The sequence below is a fragment of the Bacillus sp. J41TS8 genome (genome assembly GCF_018333035.1).
Classification (GTDB): domain Bacteria; phylum Bacillota; class Bacilli; order Bacillales; family Bacillaceae; genus Bacillus; species Bacillus paralicheniformis.
Genome location: NZ_BORF01000018.1, coordinates 62,339 through 81,194 on the forward strand (window position 1 = coordinate 62,339; position 18,856 = coordinate 81,194).

An 18,856-nucleotide genomic window follows, 5' to 3' on the forward strand; every position below is an offset into this window, starting at 1 on the left:
TTTAACGACATGTTCCATATAAAAAGCCTCCATTCGACATGGAGGCTGTATATACAAGCATACGTAACGCTAGAGCTGTGATATATATACACCTCGGTAGGAGATTAAGCCTTATCGGCACCTACTGTCTACGGTATAAATGGACATATTTTATTTTTACAACGTTTTGAATTATATCAGAACGTCTTATCAAAAGTCAATATTATTTTACGTTGAAAGTTGAAGGGTCCACTTTGATTCCAGGTCCCATTGTAGATGTAACAGAAACGTTTTTCACGTATACACCTTTAGCAGCAGCAGGTTTCGCTTTCAAAATTGTGTCGTACATTGTCGCGAAGTTTTCTACAAGCTTGCCTTCTTCGAATGACACTTTTCCGATTGGAACGTGGATGTTTCCTGCTTTATCAACGCGGTATTCAACTTTACCAGCTTTGATTTCGTTGACTGCTTTTTCAACTTCGAAAGTAACCGTTCCTGTTTTAGGGTTTGGCATAAGACCTTTTGGTCCAAGCACGCGTCCGATTTTACCGACTTCACCCATCATATCAGGAGTCGCAACGATTACATCAAAATCAAACCAGCCTTGCTGAATTTTGTTGATGTAATCAGAATCGCCTACGTAGTCTGCACCAGCAGCTTCTGCTTCTTTCGCTTTTTCGCCCTTAGCGAAAACAAGAACGCGCTGAGTTTTGCCTGTTCCGTTTGGAAGTACAACTGCACCGCGGATTTGCTGGTCGTTTTTACGAGGGTCAACACCTAAACGGAATGCCGCTTCAACAGTGGCATCGAATTTAGCTGTGTTTGTTTTTTTCACAAGCTCGATCGCTTCGTTTACGTCGTAAGCTTTTGTACGCTCTACAAGCTTGGCAGCTTCGACGTATTTTTTACCTTTTTTAGCCATTTTAAAATTTCCTCCTTAGTGGTTTTAGCGGAATAACCTCCCACGAATAAGGGTTGCGAACTTGTCTGATCCAAACTCGCAACCCAGCAAAGAGACAAAAATTAGTCTTCGATCACAATACCCATACTGCGGGCAGTTCCTTCAACCATACGCATAGCCGCTTCAACATCTGCCGCATTTAAGTCAGGCATTTTTGTTTCGGCGATTTCACGTACTTTATCGCGTTTAACGGTTGCGACTTTATTACGGTTAGGCTCACCAGAACCTGACTCAATTCCAGCCGCTTTTTTAAGCAATACAGCAGCAGGCGGAGTTTTTGTGATAAATGTAAATGAACGGTCTTCGTAAACCGAAATTTCTACAGGAATGATCAGACCAGCTTGGTCAGATGTACGAGCGTTAAACTCCTTACAGAATCCCATGATGTTAACACCGGCTTGACCCAATGCAGGACCAACTGGCGGAGCTGGATTCGCTTTTCCAGCAGGAATTTGCAATTTTACAACTTTAACTACTTTTTTAGCCACGAGACACACCTCCTTAAGTCCGTGATGTGGTAATAGGGTGAACCCTCCCACTCAAGGTCTCATTCTTTATATGAATGATGAAAATATCAAGCTAGCTGCCTTGACCTTTTTGCCAAGACGCACCTTTGTATATTATCACTTTTATATAGTGATTTCAAGCGCTTTTCCATTACAATTTGTCAACTTGAGTAAATTCGAGCTCAACCGGGGTCTCTCTTCCGAACATATTAACGAATACTTTGACTTTATTTTTGTCGTGGTCGATCTCTTCGATCGTCCCTGTGAAATCAGCAAACGGGCCGTCGATCACCTTGACGGTTTCTTTTAATTCAAAGTCGATTTCTGTTTTTCTTTCTTCAAGCCCCATCCGCTTCAGAATTTTTTCCGCTTCGCCCGGAAGCAGCGCAGTCGGCTTTGAACCTGATCCGGCTGAACCGACAAACCCGGTCACGCCAGGCGTATTTCGAACAACATACCAAGAATCATCCGTCATGACTAGTTCGACAAGTACATACCCAGGGAATACTTTCTTTTTAACGACTTTTTTCTTGCCGTTTTTAATATCGGTTTCTTCCTCTTCAGGTACAACGACGCGGAATATCTTATCCTGCATCCCCATCGATTCCACCCGTTTTTCCAAATTCGCCTTTACTTTATTTTCATAGCCGGAATACGTATGAACCACATACCATTTCTTTTCCATTCTCATTCAGGACCCTTTCAGTCCTTCCCTCCCCACACCTTAAAAGTTTTTGGCCGTACCGGGAAACTGACACTTTCTTTTATACGAGCCTCATATTTTGAAACAATGAAAAAACCCGTTAAACGGGTTTTTTGGCAAGTCATATTTAGATCTATTATAACACGTTATGCTGATCATTATTCAACTATTAAACGAATTAATTGCGTAATACCCGAATCGATGAGTGCAAAAAAGATAGCGAAAAAGATAACGGTGGTGATAACAGTGATCGTATAGCGCGTTAGTTCTTTTCCTTTAGGCCAGGTGACCTTTTTCATTTCTTTTCCGACATTCTTTAAAAATTTGATAATACCCATGGTAAGAAACCTCCACAACCTAAAAACAAAAACGCCTATTTTGTTTCCAGATGTACTGTATGTGAATTGCAGTTATTGCAGTATTTCTTTACTTCGAGCCGTTCAGCCAAAGCTGCGGAGCTTTTCATTGTCGTATAATTACGACTTCCGCAATTTTTGCAGGCTAACGTTACTTTTTTCTTCATGTTTACACCTTTTTCTGGACGATCATTTTCCTAAGTAACATATCACAGTCATAAAATGACTGTCAATATGCCATAAGCATTGGCTACAAGCTGATTTCGCGGAGCTCCAGGTACTTTTCAAGCTTTCTTTTGACACGCTGGAGCGCATTATCGATCGATTTTACATGGCGGTTTAGTTCTTCGGATATTTCCTGATAGGATCTTCCGTCGAGATAGAGCGCAAGAACTTTTCTTTCTAAATCACTAAGCAATTCTCCCATTTTCAGCTCGATATCATCGAATTCTTCCTGATTGATGATCAGCTCTTCAGGATTCATGACCTTGGCTCCGGAAATCACATCGAGAAGCGTCCGGTCTGATTCCTCGTCATAAATGGGCTTGTCCAGCGACACATAAGAATTGAGCGGAATATGTTTCTGGCGAGTAGCTGTTTTGATAGCGGTAATAATTTGGCGGGTAATGCATAATTCTGCAAAAGCTTTGAATGAAGTCAGCTTGTCCTCTCTAAAATCACGGATAGATTTGTAGAGTCCAATCATGCCTTCCTGAACGATATCTTCCCGATCAGCCCCGATTAAGAAGTAGGATCTTGCTTTTGCCCTTACAAAATTACGGTACTTTGTAATCAAGTAATCTAACGCATCACTGTCTCCGACATGAACCATTTCAATGACCTGCTCGTCTTCCAACTGGCAAAAACGTTCTTTGCTGAACTGTTCTTTGCTGAATTTTCCCTGGTTGTTTTGTAAGTTCACTCCGATCCCCCCGACCGCACGTAGATAGAAATATTATACAGTAATGGACAAAAAAGCGTCAACCTAATCCAAGTCGCCACGCCGCCATTTTTCGAAGATCTTCAAGACGTCTTCTGACAATGGAATTTTCCCCGCGGGACGTTCTGAGGTGATTTGTTTCACCCTTTTTTCGATTTGCCTTTCGATCGCTTCGACTTCCCTGAGCAGCTCCCTGGCTGATTTGCGCAGGGCCCCTTGGCCGAAAATCGCCCATTGCTCTGTGTAGTCAGATGTGGCAACATGGAGTTGCGTCTGAATATTATTCAAGTCTGACACCAGTTTTTCGATCCGTTCATCAGCCGTTTCATTTTCCCTTGTGAATATCACTTCTACGCGATGATTGACCTTCTTTTTCTCGATTCCTTTAACGAGATGCGCATCAAAGACAACGATTACCCGGAACCCAGTATACGATTGATATTCCGCCATCTTCTGTATCAACAGATCCCTTGCTTCTTCAAAACTGTTTTCTTTTAAATCTTTCAACTGAGGCCATGCCCCAATCATGTTATAACCGTCGACCAACAGGATGTCCATTCCGTCTATTCTCCCAGAGGGCTTCGTTTCCGGTACACTTCATACATCAGGAGGCCGGCTGCGACTGAGGCGTTCAGGGACGTAACTTTTCCCGCCATCGGCAGGCGGATGAGAAAATCACATTTCTCTTTTACAAGCCTTCCCATGCCTTTTCCTTCGCTGCCGATGACAAGCGCAAGCGGCATATTTCCGTCAAGCGACCTGTAGTCCTGTTTTCCAGACGCATCGGTACCGACTACCCAAATGCCCCGTTGCTTCATTTCTTCCAGGGTTCGCGACAGGTTGGTCACTTTGACGACCGGAATATGTTCGATGGCTCCTGTCGAGGCTTTGGCGACAGTCGTCGTAAGGCCGACCGCGCGCCTCTTCGGGATGATGATGCCATGAGCCCCTACCGCATCTGCGGTGCGCATAATAGAGCCCAGATTGTGCGGATCCTCAATCTCGTCTAAAACGAGGATAAACGGCTGTTCATTTCTGTCTTCGGCCTTTTGAAAAAGATCATCCAGCTCGGCATACTCGTAAGCCGCGACCTGAGCGACGACGCCTTGATGCTGTCCGGAAACCATTTGATCAAGTTTTTTTCTTGGGACATAATGAATCGTGATGCCTTTTTTGGCGGCAAGTTCAACGACTTGCTGAGCCTGTCCCTTCACTGTGTTTTCCGCCATCCACAGCTTATACAATTCCCGGCCTGACTTTAATGTTTCGATGACCGCGTTTTTTCCTATGACGTAATCATGCTGCTCACTCATTTGACTTCCTCCCTGCCATCCCGTTTTTCCAGTGCTGCTTTGATGAGTTCATTAAGCCTATCTTCCCTGTTCTCAAGAAAAAGATACCCGATGACCGCCTCAAAAGCCGTACTGTAACGATATGTTTGAACATCCGTATTTTTCGGTACCGTTCCGGATTTGGCATTCCGTCCTCTTCTCAGCACAGCCTGTTCTTCCTCGGTGAAAAATTCCTGCTCCTCTAGCGCAAACAGCATGCTTGCCTGCGACTTGGCAGAGACATAGCGCCTCGACTGCCTGTGCAGATCATTGGGCCTTGTCCTGCCTTGCTTTAAGAGGTGATGCCTGACGTATACCTCTAATACGGCATCACCCATGTAAGCAAGCGCCAAACCATTCAGCTGTTTGGCGTCTTTAATGGTTTCCAAATTCATGTTTACGATTCTCCTCTTTTCCAGCGTGTACCCTGTGGAGTGTCCTCCAGGATAATGTTCATGCTTTTCAGCTGGTCGCGAATCTGGTCAGATGTTGCGAAGTCACGGTTTCTGCGGGCTTCATTCCGCTTCTCGATCAGTTCTTCAATATCCTTATCCAAAAGTTCCTGTTCCTTGAGGGAGAAGCCGAGAACTGAGCAGATCTCGTCAAACAGCTGTAGAAATGCCTGAATGACATGTTCTGAAGTATTCTTTTCCTGCAGATAGTAGTTGGCGTGTTTGGCCAGATCAAACAGGACGGAAATTGCATTCGCTGTATTAAAATCATCATCCATTGCCGTTTCAAAGGCTTTTAGCTGCTCTTCAATTTTTCCAAGCCATTCTGAATCGCCCTCTGTTAAATTTGTACTGCTTTTCAGGCGATACTGCAAATTGCTATAAGCTGTTTTTAGACGCCCAAAAGCATTTTTTGTGTTTTCAAGAAGTTCGACCGAATAGTTGATCGGATGTCTGTAATGAACAGACAGCATGAAAAACCGCAGCACTTGGGGATCATGCTCTTTAATAATGTCATGCACAAGCACAAAGTTACCGAGCGATTTTGACATTTTCTCATTATCGATATTAATGTAGCCGTTATGAAGCCAATATTTCGCGAAAGGCTTCCCTGTCAATGCTTCCGATTGGGCAATTTCGTTTTCGTGATGCGGGAAGGTCAAATCCTGGCCGCCGGCGTGAATGTCGATCGAATCGCCCAAATATTTTTTCGCCATCGCAGAGCACTCGATATGCCAGCCGGGACGGCCTTTTCCCCAAGGGCTATCCCAGGAGATTTCGTTATCTTTCGCCGCTTTCCATAATGCGAAATCGAGCGCATCTTCTTTTTTCTCGCCCACTTGAATCCGGGCGCCTGATCTCAGCTCATCGACTGATTGATGTGACAGCTTTCCATAGCCTTCAAACGATCTTGTTTTATAATAAACATCCCCGTCTGCCTCATAAGCATAGCCCTTATCGATCAGCGTTCGAATAAAATCGATGATTTCATCCATGTTTTCAGTGACGCGCGGATGGCAATCCGCTTTTGTGCAGCCCAGTGAACCGACATCTTCGAAGTACGCCTTAATAAAGCGTTCGGCGATGACCGGCACTTCCTCTCCAAGCTCATTTGCCGCTTTAATTAATTTGTCATCGACATCTGTAAAATTGGAGACGTATTGGACGTCATAGCCTTTATACTCCAAATACTTTCTGACCGTGTCATAGACGATCGCCGGCCTCGCGTTTCCGATGTGGATGTAGTTATATACGGTCGGCCCGCACACATACATTTTGACCTTGCCTTCTTCAAGAGGCACAAACGGCTCTTTTTTTCGTGTGAGAGTATTATACAGTGTTAGTGTCACAGCTCATCTTCCCTTTCTTTTCTCCGGAGCTCTTGTTTCAGCTGCCTGATTTCGTTTTCCAATTCTCTGAAGCGGTCAGCCACCGGATCCGGCAAGTCCTGGTGGTTCAAGTCGCGTCTGATTTTCTTTCCGTTTTGTACGACGACGCGGCCCGGGATGCCGACAACGGTGGAGCATTCAGGCACATCATGCAGGACGACGGAGCCGGCGCCGATTTTCGCCCCTCTTCCGATTGTAATGGATCCAAGCACTTTTGCCCCTGTTGAGATCAGGGCATGATCCTCGATTGTCGGATGCCTTTTGCCTTTTTCTTTTCCAGTTCCTCCTAGCGTTACGCCCTGAAAAACCGTGACATTGTTTCCGATCTCACAGGTTTCGCCGATCACAACCCCCATGCCGTGATCGATGAAAAACCTCCTGCCGATCTTGGCACCCGGGTGAATTTCGATTCCTGTAAAGAAGCGGGCGATTTGAGAGATCGTTCTGGCGATGAAAAACCTTTTTCTTTTATATAAAGCATGTGCAATTCGATGCGCCCATATAGCATGCAAACCTGAATAAGTTAAGATGACTTCAATGTAGCTTCTCGCAGCTGGATCTTGATCAAATACGACGTCTACATCTTCTTTCAGCATTTTAAAGAACACATGATTCCCCCCGTTCCCCGCTTCCTTTGTCTCTATCTATTGTCAAACCATATAAAAAAACGCCTCTGTCTAATGACAGAGACGCTTTTTGACGCGCGGTTCCACTCTGTTTAGAAAACAGCACAGCTGTTTTCTCAACTCTCATCCATAACGGCGGATACCGCCTTTGAATACTTGTGTAAAAACGTTCTTCAAAGGTCTCAAGAGGTGCATTTCTAAAGCCCGGCGCTTAAGTCTTTTCCAGCCGATGAAGACTCTCTCTTTAAAGGCCCTGGCTTTATACTTATCCCTGTCAACGATTTATCTTATTGAATAATGTTATTCAGCCGTTTTAAAACGGTGTCTTTCCCCAATAATTCAATGGACTGAGGCAGTTCAGGACCGTGGGTCTGGCCTGTCGTCGCTACGCGGATCGGCATAAACAGCTTTTTCCCTTTATGTCCTGTTTCTTTTTGAACGGCTTTGATGGATGCCTTGATCTCATCTGCCGTAAACGAGTCAAGCTGCTCAAGCTTTTCGGCAAATACGCGAAGCACTTCCGGAACCTGCTCTTCTTCTAAAACTGTTCTTGCTTCACGATTATACTGGATATCGTCTTTAAAGAACAACTCTGTTAACTCGACGATTTCAGCGCCGTAGCTCAACTGTTCCTGATATAGAGAAATCAGCTTGCGAACCCATTCCTGTTCGCTGCCAGTTAGCTCTTCTGAAACCTTGCCCGCTTTTTGCAAATGCGGAACGGTCAATTCGATCACCTGATCAAGATCAAGTTTTTTCACATACTGGTTGTTGACCCATTTCAGTTTATGCGTATCAAACACCGCTGGTGATTTTGACAAACGGTGTACATCAAATATCTCAATAAACTGTTCTTTTGTAAACAGTTCTTCTTCTCCGACCGGCGACCAGCCGAGAAGAGTGATGAAGTTAAACAATGCTTCCGGCAAATAGCCGAGCTCTTCGTACTGTTCGATAAACTGAATGATGGACTCATCCCGTTTGCTCAGTTTTTTACGGTTTTCATTGACGATTAATGTCATATGTCCAAATGCCGGGATGTCCCAGCCAAGGGCGTTGTAAATCATGATCTGCTTCGGCGTATTGGAAATGTGGTCTTCGCCGCGCAGGACATGCGTCATTTTCATTAAATAGTCATCGACAGCTACGGCAAAGTTGTAAGTAGGCGTTCCGTCTTTCTTCACGATAACGAAGTCGCCGATGCCGTCTGTTTCAAAAGAAATTTCTCCTTTGACGATGTCATTGAAGCTGATGACTTCTCCTTGAGGGACTTTAAAGCGGATGCTCGGCTGTCTTCCTTCAGCTTCGAGCTTTTCCTGCTCTTCTTTAGTTAAATTGCGGCACTTGCCTGAGTAGCGCGGCATTTCTCCGCGGGCAGCCTGTTCCTCGCGCTCTTTCTCAAGCTCTTCTTCCGTGCAGTAACATTTGTAGGCAAGCCCTTTTTCAAGAAGCTCCTCGTAATATGTTTTGTAAATGTCGTTTCTTTCGGATTGGCGGTATGGTCCGTATTCTCCGCCGACATCCACGCTTTCATCCCAGTCGATGCCCAGCCATTTTAAATAGTTCAGCTGGCTTTGCTCTCCACCTTCAATGTTACGCTTCCGGTCCGTATCTTCAATGCGGATGATGAATTTTCCGCCTTGGCTCCGGGCAAACAAATAATTAAAGAGAGCGGTTCTGGCATTTCCGATATGTAAATGGCCTGTTGGGCTCGGCGCATAACGAACCCGAACTTCGTTTCCCATCTGTCTAACTTCCTTTCGTCTCTAACAGAGTTCAAATTTATTTCCTATTCTATCATCAAATGAACCTGTCTTCAAAATGAATTATACCTTTTGGAGCAGAACGGAAGCCTGAGCGGCGATTCCTTCGGCTCTTCCCGTAAATCCAAGCTTTTCGGTTGTGGTCGCTTTTACGTTAATTTGGGACATTTCCGCCTCAAGCCCTTCGGCAATTCTGGCTCTCATGTCTTCGATATACGGCGCCATTTTAGGCTTTTGGGCGATGATTGTACAATCCAGGTTCCCGAGCGTATAGCCTTTTTCCTTCACAATCATCCAGACGTGACGAAGGAGTTTGAAGGAGTCGGCATCTTTGAACTCAGGGTCGGTATCCGGAAAGTGTTTTCCGATATCGCCCTCGCCGACGGCGCCGAGACACGCATCTGCAATCGTGTGCAAAAGCACATCGGCATCCGAATGTCCGAGCAGGCCTTTTTCGTAAGGAATCGTAATTCCCCCGATAATGAGCGGCCTGCCTTCCACTAGTTGATGGACGTCAAATCCTTGGCCTATTCTAAACATGTTCATTCCTCTTTTCCGCTTCTAATATCGCTTCTGCGACAAGCAAGTCATCCGGGGTCGTCAGTTTGATGTTTTGATAATCCCCTTGAATGATTGCAACCGTACCTCCGGCTTCCTCGACCAGACTGGCGTCGTCCGTACCGAGGAAACCTTTTGTTTCAGCCTCAAGGTGAGCATTCATCAGAATAGAAAGACGAAAAGCTTGTGGGGTTTGAGCGGCCCACAAGCTTGAACGTTCAATCGTTCCGGCTACTTCACCGTCTTGAACGCGTTTGATCGTGTCTTTAACAGGTACGGCAACGATAGCAGCCCCCGTTTCCTTCGCTTTCTCGACAAGCTGTTCGATATATTCCCGTTTAATAAAGGGTCTTGCTCCGTCATGGACGAGGACCGTTTCCTCTTTGCCGGCCGCTTTAATACCCGCAAATACGCTTTGCTGGCGTTCTCTTCCGCCCGGAACCATCTCGATCGGAGTTGTAAAATGATAGGTTTTTAAAAGGGTGCTGAATTCACCGAATTCCTGTTCATTGATGACAAGAATGATCCTTTTGCAGGCATCATGGTTTTCAAACACCTTTAATGTATGAATAATCACAGGTATTCCTTTCGCCTCGATAAACAGTTTGTTTTTCCCGGCATTCATTCGTTTACCTTGTCCGGCGGCAGGAATGACGACTTCGTAATTCATTTTATTTCTCCCTTTTTCAAAGCGCCTTTTCCAGCAGTTTTGGCTTGGCGAATATCATTCTGCCAGCCGCTGTCTGCAGCACGCTGGTCACGAGCACGTCGATATGTTTGCCGATATAATTCCGCCCTTCTTCCACGACAATCATCGTGCCGTCGTCCAGATAAGCCACGCCCTGATTATGTTCTTTCCCGTCTTTGATGACCTGCACCTTCATTTCTTCTCCCGGAAGCACGACAGGTTTGACGGCGTTGGCAAGGTCGTTGATGTTCAATACGGCAACCTTTTGGAGCTCGCATACTTTGTTCAAATTGAAATCGTTGGTAACGACAACGCCTGAGGTCAATTTCGCCAGTTTGACAAGCTTGCTGTCGACCTCTTGAATATCTTCAAAATCGCCTTCATAAATTTCAACTTTGATATCGAGCTCTTTCTGGATCCGATTTAAAATATCCAGTCCTCTCCGTCCTCTGTTTCGTTTGAGGACGTCTGAAGAGTCGGCGATATGCTGCAGCTCCTCAAGCACAAACTGAGGAATCACAATGACGCCTTCAAGAAATCCGGTCTGACAAATATCAGCAATTCTCCCATCTATAATAACACTTGTGTCTAAAATTTTCAGCTTTTTGTCTTCTTCGGGACGCTCTTCCTCAGCAGAACCTTTTTTCTTTCTCGATGTGAAAAGTGTCAGCATTTCATCCTTCTTCTTGAAACCTACACGGAATCCGAGATAGCCGAGAAATGCGGCCAACACAATCGGAATGACCGTGCTGATCAACTGATAAGGGATGTCTTTTAACGGAATGACATTGACGATAAGATAAGCGAGCATAAGTCCGAAGATTAATCCCAAAGAGCCGAACAATAAATCTGAGACAGGTGCTTTGATCAAGGAATCCTCAATTTGTTTCACCCAGTTGATGACATGATCCGCACACCAGATGCCCAGAAGAAAAAAGATGATAGCTCCTAAACAAGCGGACGCATACGGGTTTGTTACTAAAGGTATGTCCTGTATATTTAACAGCACAAACAATTCCGGTATGAGAAAAATACCGATAACGCCTCCCAAAATCGCAAAGAACGCTTGAACTATTCGTTTCAACATACCTTCACCTCCTTTAAAATAATCGTTTTAATTTTTATGAATGCAGCTGTTTCAACCGGAAAAAGGGAAAACAAAAAGTAAGAATAATATACCCATAAATTGCAAATTTTAATCACTTTTAGAAATTTTTCTCACAGCTGCCTGTCAGTATAATGTTTCTCCTGAAGTCTCTTTAACCCTTTCTTTATCTTTTGGGCACGGACCGCCCCAATTCCTTCCACTTCATCCAATTCTTTTACATCCGCTTCGATAATAAGCTTTAAATGGCCGAATGCTTCGACAACATTTTCTACGATCGGCATCGGGAGACGGGGGATTTTGTGAAGGAGCCTGTAGCCTCTCGGGAAAACGTATTCCTCCATATTCGTAGTTGCAGAATAGCCTAAAAGCTTAAGGAGAATCGAGTCATCCAGCAATTCGAAACTCGACATATCCTGTAGCTGCTTCAGCAGGACAAACGGGTCTTTGATTTTTTCTTTCACATAATCTTTAACGAACAGCGCCGCTTCCTGCTCCATATCAGTGATCAGTTCACTAACCTGGAGCCTGATGAGATGGCCTTCTGTTCCAAGCTCTTTAATATACATATTAATTTCATTTTTGATTCTGAGCACCATTTCATATCGATGCAGAACAGAGATGACATCCCCAAATGTCACAAGCTCTTCAAACTCCAGCGCATTCAAATTGGAAATCGCATGGTCCAAAATGAGTTTGTATTTTTCGAGTGTCTGAATCGCCTGATTGGCTTTTGTTAAGATAAAGCCGATATCTTTGAGTATATATTTCATATTTTCCTGATAGAGCGTAATCACATTCCGCCTTTCAGAAATCGCAATGATCAGACAGCCGGTCTGCTTGGCCACACGCTCGGCCGTTCTGTGCCTCATGCCCGTCTCAGAGGATGGTATCGTCGCCTCAGGCATAAGCTGCGTATTGGCATATAAAATTTTCTGCCCTGAATCGCTGAGAATAATCGCCCCGTCCATTTTAGCCAGCTCGTACAGATGAGCCGGAGAGAAAGAAGAATTAATGTGGAACCCTCCGTCAACCACTTCTTTCACTTTATCATTGAAGCCGACCACGATTAATCCGCCTGTTTTGGCCCGAAGGACGTTTTCGATTCCCTCGCGAAGAGGTGTGCCGGGGGCGACAAACTGCAATATTTCTGAAAGATCCTGTTTCGCTCCTTTTTTGTCTTTTTCCATATATTATGATCCTCCTAATGAAGCTCGAAGGGCCTCAGCTACATTTTCAACACCGACGACTTCAATTCCTTTCGGCTTTGTCCATCCTTCCACATTTGCAGAAGGAATAATCATTCTTTTAAAACCAAGCTTCGCCGCTTCCTGCACCCTCTGTTCTATCCTTGATACTCTGCGGACTTCCCCTGTCAAGCCGACTTCGCCGATAAAACAATCCGTCGGATGAGGCGGGGTGTCTCTGAAGCTTGAGGCGATGCTCACCGCAACGGCGAGGTCGATCGCCGGCTCGTCCAGCTTGACGCCGCCGGCGACTTTTAAATAGGCGTCTTGATTTTGCAGCAGCAGCCCCACCCTTTTTTCTAAAACCGCCATCAGCAATGAGACGCGGTTATGATCAATTCCGGTTGCCATCCTGCGCGGATTTCCAAAACTCGTCGGGGAAATCAGCGCCTGAATCTCTACTAAGACCGGCCTCGTGCCTTCCATTGAAGCCACGACACTCGAGCCGGCTGCTCCAGCCGAGCGCTCTTCGAGAAAGATCTCCGACGGATTCAGCACTTCTGTCAGGCCCTCTTCCCTCATTTCAAAGATTCCCATTTCATTCGTTGATCCAAACCGGTTTTTGACGGCTCTTAAAATCCGAAATGTATGATGCCGCTCACCTTCAAAATAAAGGACGGTGTCGACCATATGTTCCAGAAGTCTCGGTCCGGCAATCGAACCTTCTTTTGTGACATGCCCGACGATAAATATCGGAATCCCTTTTGTTTTTGCAATTCTCATCAGCTCAGCGGTGCATTCCCTGACCTGGGACACGCTGCCTGGAGCAGATGTAATATCACTTTGGTAAACGGTTTGAATCGAATCAACCACCACGAATGATGGATTCATCTCTTCTATAGAAGACGTAATATACTCCATATCGGTTTCAGATAAAACGTGAAGAGTGGGACTGTTGATGCCTAGACGGTCTGCTCTCAGCTTTGTCTGCTTGACCGATTCTTCACCTGAGATGTACAGGACATTTTCTTTTGAATCAGCGAGCTGGGCAGATACTTGAAGCAGCAAGGTTGATTTCCCGATGCCGGGATCGCCTCCGATTAAAACGAGTGAACCTTTGACAATACCGTTTCCCAAGACGCGGTTGAATTCGCCCAGTTTCGTTTTAATTCGCGGCTCTTCTGTTGTTTCGATTGAAGTGAGAGGTGAAGGCTTTTGCACCGTTTGAACGGAATGTGAAAAAGCGGTTCTTCTGTTGGCGGCGGGTTTTTTTATCGTTTCTTCCACCATGGTATTCCATGTGCCGCATCCGGGGCACTTCCCCATCCACTTGGCGGATTCGTAACCGCATGAGTGACAAATGAATTTAGTCTTTGTTTTAGCCATTGATTTTTCAAAACGCTCCCTTTATAAGAAAGTGAGGCATACTGATGAACATCGTATGCCTCTTTCTTTTGTCTCTATATTAGTTCGTTTTAGCTTCGGTTTTTACGACAAATTCTCCGCCTTCTACATCCAAAACAATATGCTGGCCTTTTTCAATATGGCCTTTCAGGAGCTCTTCAGACAGCCGGTCCTCCACGTGTTTTTGGATTGCTCTTCTGAGAGGGCGCGCCCCGTATTCGAGATCCACGCCTTCATCGGCAATTTTTTCTTTAGCCGCTTCAGTCAGCTCAATTGACAGATCCTGTTCTTTCAGACGCTTAGTTAATTGTTCTGACATGAGGGATACAATATCTTTCAAATGTTTTTTCTCCAAAGAGTGGAAGACGATAATCTCATCAATCCGGTTGATAAATTCAGGTCTGAAGGCGCGTTTTAATTCGCCCATGACTTTGTCTTTCATATCTTTATAATTCTGGGTTTCATCCTGCACATTAAACCCGACGTATTTATTTCTTCTCAGTTCGCTCGCACCGACGTTTGATGTCATGATCAAAATCGTATTTCTAAAGTCGACCGTGCGCCCTTTTGAATCAGTCAGGCGACCGTCTTCAAGCACTTGCAGCAAAATATTGAAGACATCAGGGTGCGCTTTTTCGATTTCGTCAAGCAAGACGACGGAATACGGTTTTCTTCTCACTTTTTCAGTGAGCTGTCCGCCTTCATCATAGCCGACATATCCCGGAGGGGAACCGACGAGTCTTGATGTTGAATGTTTTTCCATATACTCGGACATATCGATGCGAATCATGGCTTCTTCATCGCCGAAAATGGACTCGGCAAGTGCACGGGCAAGCTCCGTTTTTCCTACGCCTGTAGGGCCGAGGAAAATAAACGAACCGATAGGACGTTTTGGATCTTTTAAGCCGGCACGTGCGCGTCTGACTGCTTTGGCAACCGCAACGACAGCCTCATCTTGGCCGATAACGCGGGAATGAAGAATGCTCTCCATGTTCAGTAATTTGTCTGTTTCAGTCTGCGCAATTTTCGAAACCGGCACTCCGGTCCAGCTTGAAACAACCATTGCAATATCGTCGACGGTCACTTCGGAATTTTCCTGTCCCTGCTTTTCTTTCCAGGTTTTTTTGGTTTCTTCGACCTGTTCGCGCAGGCGCTGCTCCGTATCCCGTAATGACGCTGCTTTTTCGAATTCCTGGCTTTGGACAGCGGCATCTTTTTCTTTCCTTACCTCATCAAGCTTTTGTTCAAGCTCTTTTAAGTTCGGAGGCGTTGTAAATGAACGCAGGCGAACCTTTGAACCGGCTTCATCGATTAAGTCGATCGCCTTGTCAGGCAGAAAACGGTCCGAAATATACCGGTCTGACAGCTTCACAGCCGCTTCGATCGCTTCATCCGTAATCGATACGCGGTGGTGGGCTTCATAGCGGTCTCTGAGACCTCTCAATATTTGAATGCTCTCTTCAGGAGACGGCTGGTCAACCTGAATCGGCTGAAAACGCCGTTCGAGTGCAGCATCTTTTTCAATGTATTTGCGGTATTCATCAAGGGTTGTCGCTCCGATGCATTGCAGCTCTCCGCGCGCCAGCGACGGTTTAAGGATATTGGAGGCATCGATGGCCCCTTCCGCTCCCCCGGCTCCGATGAGAGTATGCAGCTCATCGATAAAGAGGATGATATTTCCCGCTTGACGAATTTCGTCCATCACTTTTTTCAGGCGGTCTTCAAATTCACCGCGGTATTTCGTACCAGCAACAACCGTTCCCATATCAAGCGTCATAACTCGCTTATCGCGGAGAATCTCCGGTACTTCGTTATTGATGATCTGCTGGGCGAGGCCTTCGGCAATCGCTGTCTTACCGACACCGGGCTCCCCGATTAACACAGGGTTGTTTTTCGTTCTGCGGCTCAGCACTTCAATTACGCGCTGAATTTCTTTGCTTCTGCCGATTACGGGGTCAAGGCTGTCTTCTTTTGCAATCGCCGTGAGATCCCTGGCAAGACTGTCTAAGGTTGGTGTGTTGGCATTGCTGTTGGCGCCTGAAGCAGCGCCACCACTCTCATTGCTGCCCAACAGCTGCAATACTTGCTGTCTCGCTTTGTTTAAGCTGACGCCTAAATTATTCAGCACCCTTGCCGCAACACCTTCCCCTTCTCGGATTAAGCCGAGGAGGATGTGTTCAGTTCCAACGTAGGAGTGACCAAGCTTTCTTGCTTCATCCATCGCCAGTTCAGTCACTTTTTTGGCTCTCGGTGTGTAATGGATCGATTGTGACATCTCTTGCCCTCGGCCAATGAGGCTTTCAACTTCTTTTTGAATCTTGTCAGGGCTGAGTCCCAATGCCTGCAGCGCCTTTGCAGCAATCCCTTCTCCCTCGCGGACAAGGCCGAGGAGAATATGTTCTGTTCCAATGTTATTATGGCCCAGACGCAGAGCTTCTTCTTGAGCAAGCGCCAATACTTTTTGTGCTCTTTCTGTGAATCTTCCAAACATCATATCGTTTCATCCTCCTGTCTATTGCCGTTGTTTTCTAATTTCAGACGCTCCCTGATAAGAGCAGCCCGCCTGATGTCCCTCTCGTTTGGCCTTAAGACTCCTCCTGAATATTGCTGGAGAAATCCAGGCTGCGTGAGGATCATCAGCTCATTAAGTATATTGCTGGAAAGACCTTTTATTATCCCCAGGTCAATTCCAAGACGAACGTCTGAAAGACATCTTGCTGTTTCTTTCGATTCGATCATCCGGCAATTGGACAGTACGCCGTAAGATCTGTAGACGCGGTCTTCAAGCTCGATTTGCGAAGTCTGATAAAGCGCCTTTCTTGCTGAACGCTCTTGTTCGATCAACTGAGCAACGACGCTGTTCAGATCTTCGACAATGTCGTGTTCCGATTTACCGAGGGTAATTTGGTTGGAAATTTGAAAGATATTCCCTAATGCTTCGCTGCCTTCACCGTAAATTCCTCTAACAACAAGCCCCAATTGATTAATTGCCGGAATAATTCTGTTTATTTGTCTAGTTAACACTAAAGCAGGAAGGTGCATCATGACAGAAGCTCTAAGCCCGGTTCCGACATTTGTAGGACAGCTGGTCAAGTAGCCTCTTTGTTCTGAAAAAGCATAGTCAATCCGTTCTTCAATCCAATCGTCCACCTGATTTGCTGCTTTTAATGCTTCTGAAAGCTGAAATCCCGGGAACAGACATTGAATGCGAATATGATCTTCCTCATTCAGCATAATACTCACTTCTTCATTTTCAGAAAGAAGGCATGCGCCAAAGGAAGCTTCCGTCAAATGCGGACTGATCAGATGTTTTTCTACAAGAACCCTTTTTTCCAAAGGCTGCACCTGATCCATTTTCACAAGCTCGAATTTCCCAATACCTGGCACTTCATAGCCTGTGAATTGTTCTTCAAACAATGTAATAATCGCTGAAGCCTCTTCGTTTGAAAAAAGCGTTGGAAAACGAACTTTATCCAAGTTGCGAGCAAGACGGATCCGGCTGCTAAGCACGATGTCACTTTCAGGGCCTTCCTGCCGCATCCAATTGCTTAAAGCATTCTGAATAAAATGCTGCAGTGACATCAGTCCTCCTCCTCCTTGTTTGCATTCAGGTTTTGTTCAAGCGACCTGATCTGGTCTCTAATGTTGGCTGCTTTTTCAAATTCCTCCTGCTGAATTAATTCTTTCAGCTCTTTTTTCAATGCTTCAATTTGTCTTCTTACATGCAGGTTACCGCCGATCCGCTTTGGTATTTTACCGGCATGGACCGTGTTCCCGCTGTGAACTTTTCTTAAAACCGGAGTGATATAGGAATGGAAGGTTTTATAACATTCCGAACATCCAAATCGGCCTGTTTTTCGAAATTCCGGGAATGTCATATTGCATTTTTTGCATCTCAGAACCTGGTCCGGCTGTTGAAAAAGCTGAGCCTCGCTGCTGTTAGTAAAAGACGAGTCAAAATTCAGCAGTCCGGATAATAAATTATGGATGGAAAATCCGCCACTTTCATTCATAGAATATGACTCACTGTTTTCTTTCGCACATTGTTCACAGATATGCATTTCTTTTTTTTCGCCATTAATGACTTTCGTAAAGTGAAAAGTTGCTGGTCTTTCTTTACACTCTTGACATATCACGCTTCTCACCCGCTTTACTTAAATTTAAGTGACGTAAGCATGGCTTTCATCATTCTTGCTCTTAATTCGTCTCGTTCAGGCAAATCAATATATAATACAGAACGATCCATGACACTCACCATCAATTTTGCTTCACTTTTTGTAATGACACCATTTTCTAAAAGCCTTAAAATGATATCGTCTGAAGCAGCCTGGGAGAGCCTTGTATAGATATGATTCATAATGTTGTCAATCAAATCAATTTTATCGTTCATTTTAATTTTAATAATTCGGATATAACCGCCGCCGCCTCTTTTGCTTTCGACGATGTATCCGCGCTCACTCGTAAAACGCGTATTGATCACGTAATTGATCTGAGAAGGAACACACTGAAATTTATCGGCTATTTCGCTCCGTTTAATCTCTAATATTTCTTTCCCGTTCTGTTCTAATATTTGTTTCAAATACTGTTCGATTATGTCAGAAATATTTTTCCCCACTCAGCCCCCTCCTTCACTTGACTTTGACTATATTTGACTTTAACTTTACTATAAGTGGTTTTCGTTTTTTTTTCAACTAATTGCTCTTCGTCCTTTATTATTTCCACTTTTGGCTATCATAAAACCTTAGGGAACAAGAAAAAAGACCAGCTTATATAAGCTGGTCTTTTTTAAGTGCTTGGCGGCGTCCTACTCTCACAGGGGGAAGCCCCCAACTACCATCGGCGCTGAAGAGCTTAACTTCCGTGTTCGGCATGGGAACGGGTGTGACCTCTTCGCTATCGCCACCAAACT

21 protein-coding genes, 1 rRNA gene and 2 other annotated features are annotated in these 18,856 nt (G+C 45.1%); all 22 genes read right to left on the minus strand.

The annotated features are described in order from the left end of the window. Positions 1-10: 10 nt before the first annotated feature. Positions 11-152, minus strand: a sequence feature (ribosomal protein L10 leader region). A 50-nt stretch (positions 153-202) separates the two neighbouring features. The 22 genes from rplA to rrf all read right to left on the minus strand — a co-directional run bounded on the left by rplA (position 203) and on the right by rrf (position 18,854). After that, on the minus strand, positions 203-901 hold the full coding sequence (gene rplA, locus KI350_RS20150; protein ID WP_020449850.1) for a 50S ribosomal protein L1: 699 nt from the start codon (positions 899-901) through the stop codon (positions 203-205). A gap of 101 nt (positions 902-1,002) precedes the next feature. Continuing rightward, positions 1,003-1,428: a 50S ribosomal protein L11 gene (gene rplK / locus KI350_RS20155; protein ID WP_003178300.1), complete on the minus strand. Its 426-nt coding sequence runs from the start codon at positions 1,426-1,428 to the stop codon at positions 1,003-1,005. A 169-nt stretch (positions 1,429-1,597) separates the two neighbouring features. Continuing rightward, positions 1,598-2,131 carry a transcription termination/antitermination protein NusG gene (gene nusG, locus KI350_RS20160; RefSeq protein ID WP_003178298.1) on the minus strand — a complete coding sequence of 178 codons (534 nt, stop codon included), beginning with the start codon at positions 2,129-2,131 and terminating at the stop codon, positions 1,598-1,600. 176 nt (positions 2,132-2,307) lie between these two features. Then, entirely contained in the window at positions 2,308-2,487 is a 180-nt protein-coding gene (gene secE, locus KI350_RS20165; protein ID WP_003178291.1) for a preprotein translocase subunit SecE, read from the minus strand. A 35-nt stretch (positions 2,488-2,522) separates the two neighbouring features. Further along, on the minus strand, positions 2,523-2,672 hold the full coding sequence (gene rpmG, locus KI350_RS20170; RefSeq protein ID WP_020449849.1) for a 50S ribosomal protein L33: 150 nt from the start codon (positions 2,670-2,672) through the stop codon (positions 2,523-2,525). An 83-nt stretch (positions 2,673-2,755) separates the two neighbouring features. Then, positions 2,756-3,427, minus strand: coding sequence for an RNA polymerase sporulation sigma factor SigH (sigH, locus tag KI350_RS20175; RefSeq protein WP_003178288.1), 672 nt, complete (start codon positions 3,425-3,427; stop codon positions 2,756-2,758). A 63-nt stretch (positions 3,428-3,490) separates the two neighbouring features. Beyond that, a complete protein-coding gene (gene rae1 / locus KI350_RS20180) occupies positions 3,491-4,003 on the minus strand; it encodes a ribosome-dependent mRNA decay endonuclease Rae1/YacP (protein ID WP_020449848.1) in 513 nt (170 codons plus the stop codon). Positions 4,004-4,008: 5 nt separating this feature from the next. Continuing rightward, on the minus strand, positions 4,009-4,758 hold the full coding sequence (gene rlmB, locus KI350_RS20185; protein ID WP_023855918.1) for a 23S rRNA (guanosine(2251)-2'-O)-methyltransferase RlmB: 750 nt from the start codon (positions 4,756-4,758) through the stop codon (positions 4,009-4,011). Next, complete coding sequence (locus KI350_RS20190) at positions 4,755-5,171, minus strand: Mini-ribonuclease 3 (RefSeq protein ID WP_026578984.1); 417 nt, start codon at positions 5,169-5,171, stop codon at positions 4,755-4,757. Before KI350_RS20190 ends, rlmB begins: the two co-directional genes overlap by 4 nt. Positions 5,172-5,173: 2 nt before the next feature. Continuing rightward, positions 5,174-6,577, minus strand: coding sequence for a cysteine--tRNA ligase (cysS, locus tag KI350_RS20195; RefSeq protein ID WP_212930578.1), 1,404 nt, complete (start codon positions 6,575-6,577; stop codon positions 5,174-5,176). Further along, positions 6,574-7,224 (minus strand): serine O-acetyltransferase, encoded by a 651-nt coding sequence (cysE, locus tag KI350_RS20200; RefSeq protein WP_020449844.1) that lies wholly within the window; start codon positions 7,222-7,224, stop codon positions 6,574-6,576. The genes cysS and cysE overlap by 4 nt, the downstream gene beginning before the upstream one ends. 74 nt (positions 7,225-7,298) lie before the next feature. Beyond that, positions 7,299-7,529 (minus strand) — a binding site (T-box leader). Further along, complete coding sequence (gltX, locus tag KI350_RS20205; RefSeq protein WP_023855922.1) at positions 7,530-8,987, minus strand: glutamate--tRNA ligase; 1,458 nt, start codon at positions 8,985-8,987, stop codon at positions 7,530-7,532. A gap of 81 nt (positions 8,988-9,068) precedes the next feature. Then, the gene (gene ispF, locus KI350_RS20210) at positions 9,069-9,545 is read right to left on the minus strand and encodes a 2-C-methyl-D-erythritol 2,4-cyclodiphosphate synthase (RefSeq protein WP_020449842.1); all 477 of its coding nucleotides are present in this window, start codon (positions 9,543-9,545) and stop codon (positions 9,069-9,071) included. Beyond that, positions 9,538-10,233, minus strand: a complete 696-nt coding sequence (gene ispD / locus KI350_RS20215; RefSeq protein WP_020449841.1) for a 2-C-methyl-D-erythritol 4-phosphate cytidylyltransferase — start codon at positions 10,231-10,233, stop codon at positions 9,538-9,540. Before ispD ends, ispF begins: the two co-directional genes overlap by 8 nt. A gap of 16 nt (positions 10,234-10,249) precedes the next feature. Continuing rightward, on the minus strand, positions 10,250-11,338 hold the full coding sequence (locus tag KI350_RS20220; protein WP_023855923.1) for a PIN/TRAM domain-containing protein: 1,089 nt from the start codon (positions 11,336-11,338) through the stop codon (positions 10,250-10,252). A gap of 131 nt (positions 11,339-11,469) precedes the next feature. Next, positions 11,470-12,546 carry a DNA integrity scanning diadenylate cyclase DisA gene (gene disA, locus KI350_RS20225; protein ID WP_020449840.1) on the minus strand — a complete coding sequence of 359 codons (1,077 nt, stop codon included), beginning with the start codon at positions 12,544-12,546 and terminating at the stop codon, positions 11,470-11,472. A 3-nt stretch (positions 12,547-12,549) separates the two neighbouring features. After that, complete coding sequence (radA, locus tag KI350_RS20230) at positions 12,550-13,929, minus strand: DNA repair protein RadA (RefSeq protein ID WP_020449839.1); 1,380 nt, start codon at positions 13,927-13,929, stop codon at positions 12,550-12,552. Between the two features lie 79 nt (positions 13,930-14,008). Beyond that, complete coding sequence (gene clpC / locus KI350_RS20235; protein ID WP_020449838.1) at positions 14,009-16,441, minus strand: ATP-dependent protease ATP-binding subunit ClpC; 2,433 nt, start codon at positions 16,439-16,441, stop codon at positions 14,009-14,011. Beyond that, positions 16,438-17,529: a protein-arginine kinase McsB gene (mcsB, locus tag KI350_RS20240; RefSeq protein ID WP_023855926.1), complete on the minus strand. Its 1,092-nt coding sequence runs from the start codon at positions 17,527-17,529 to the stop codon at positions 16,438-16,440. The genes clpC and mcsB overlap by 4 nt, the downstream gene beginning before the upstream one ends. Further along, positions 17,529-18,083, minus strand: a complete 555-nt coding sequence (gene mcsA, locus KI350_RS20245) for a protein-arginine kinase activator protein McsA (protein WP_003178271.1) — start codon at positions 18,081-18,083, stop codon at positions 17,529-17,531. Before mcsA ends, mcsB begins: the two co-directional genes overlap by 1 nt. Before the next feature lie 14 nt (positions 18,084-18,097). Further along, positions 18,098-18,562, minus strand: coding sequence for a CtsR family transcriptional regulator (locus KI350_RS20250; RefSeq protein WP_020449835.1), 465 nt, complete (start codon positions 18,560-18,562; stop codon positions 18,098-18,100). A gap of 176 nt (positions 18,563-18,738) precedes the next feature. Then, positions 18,739-18,854 (minus strand): 5S ribosomal RNA (gene rrf / locus KI350_RS20255). Positions 18,855-18,856 lie beyond the last annotated feature (2 nt).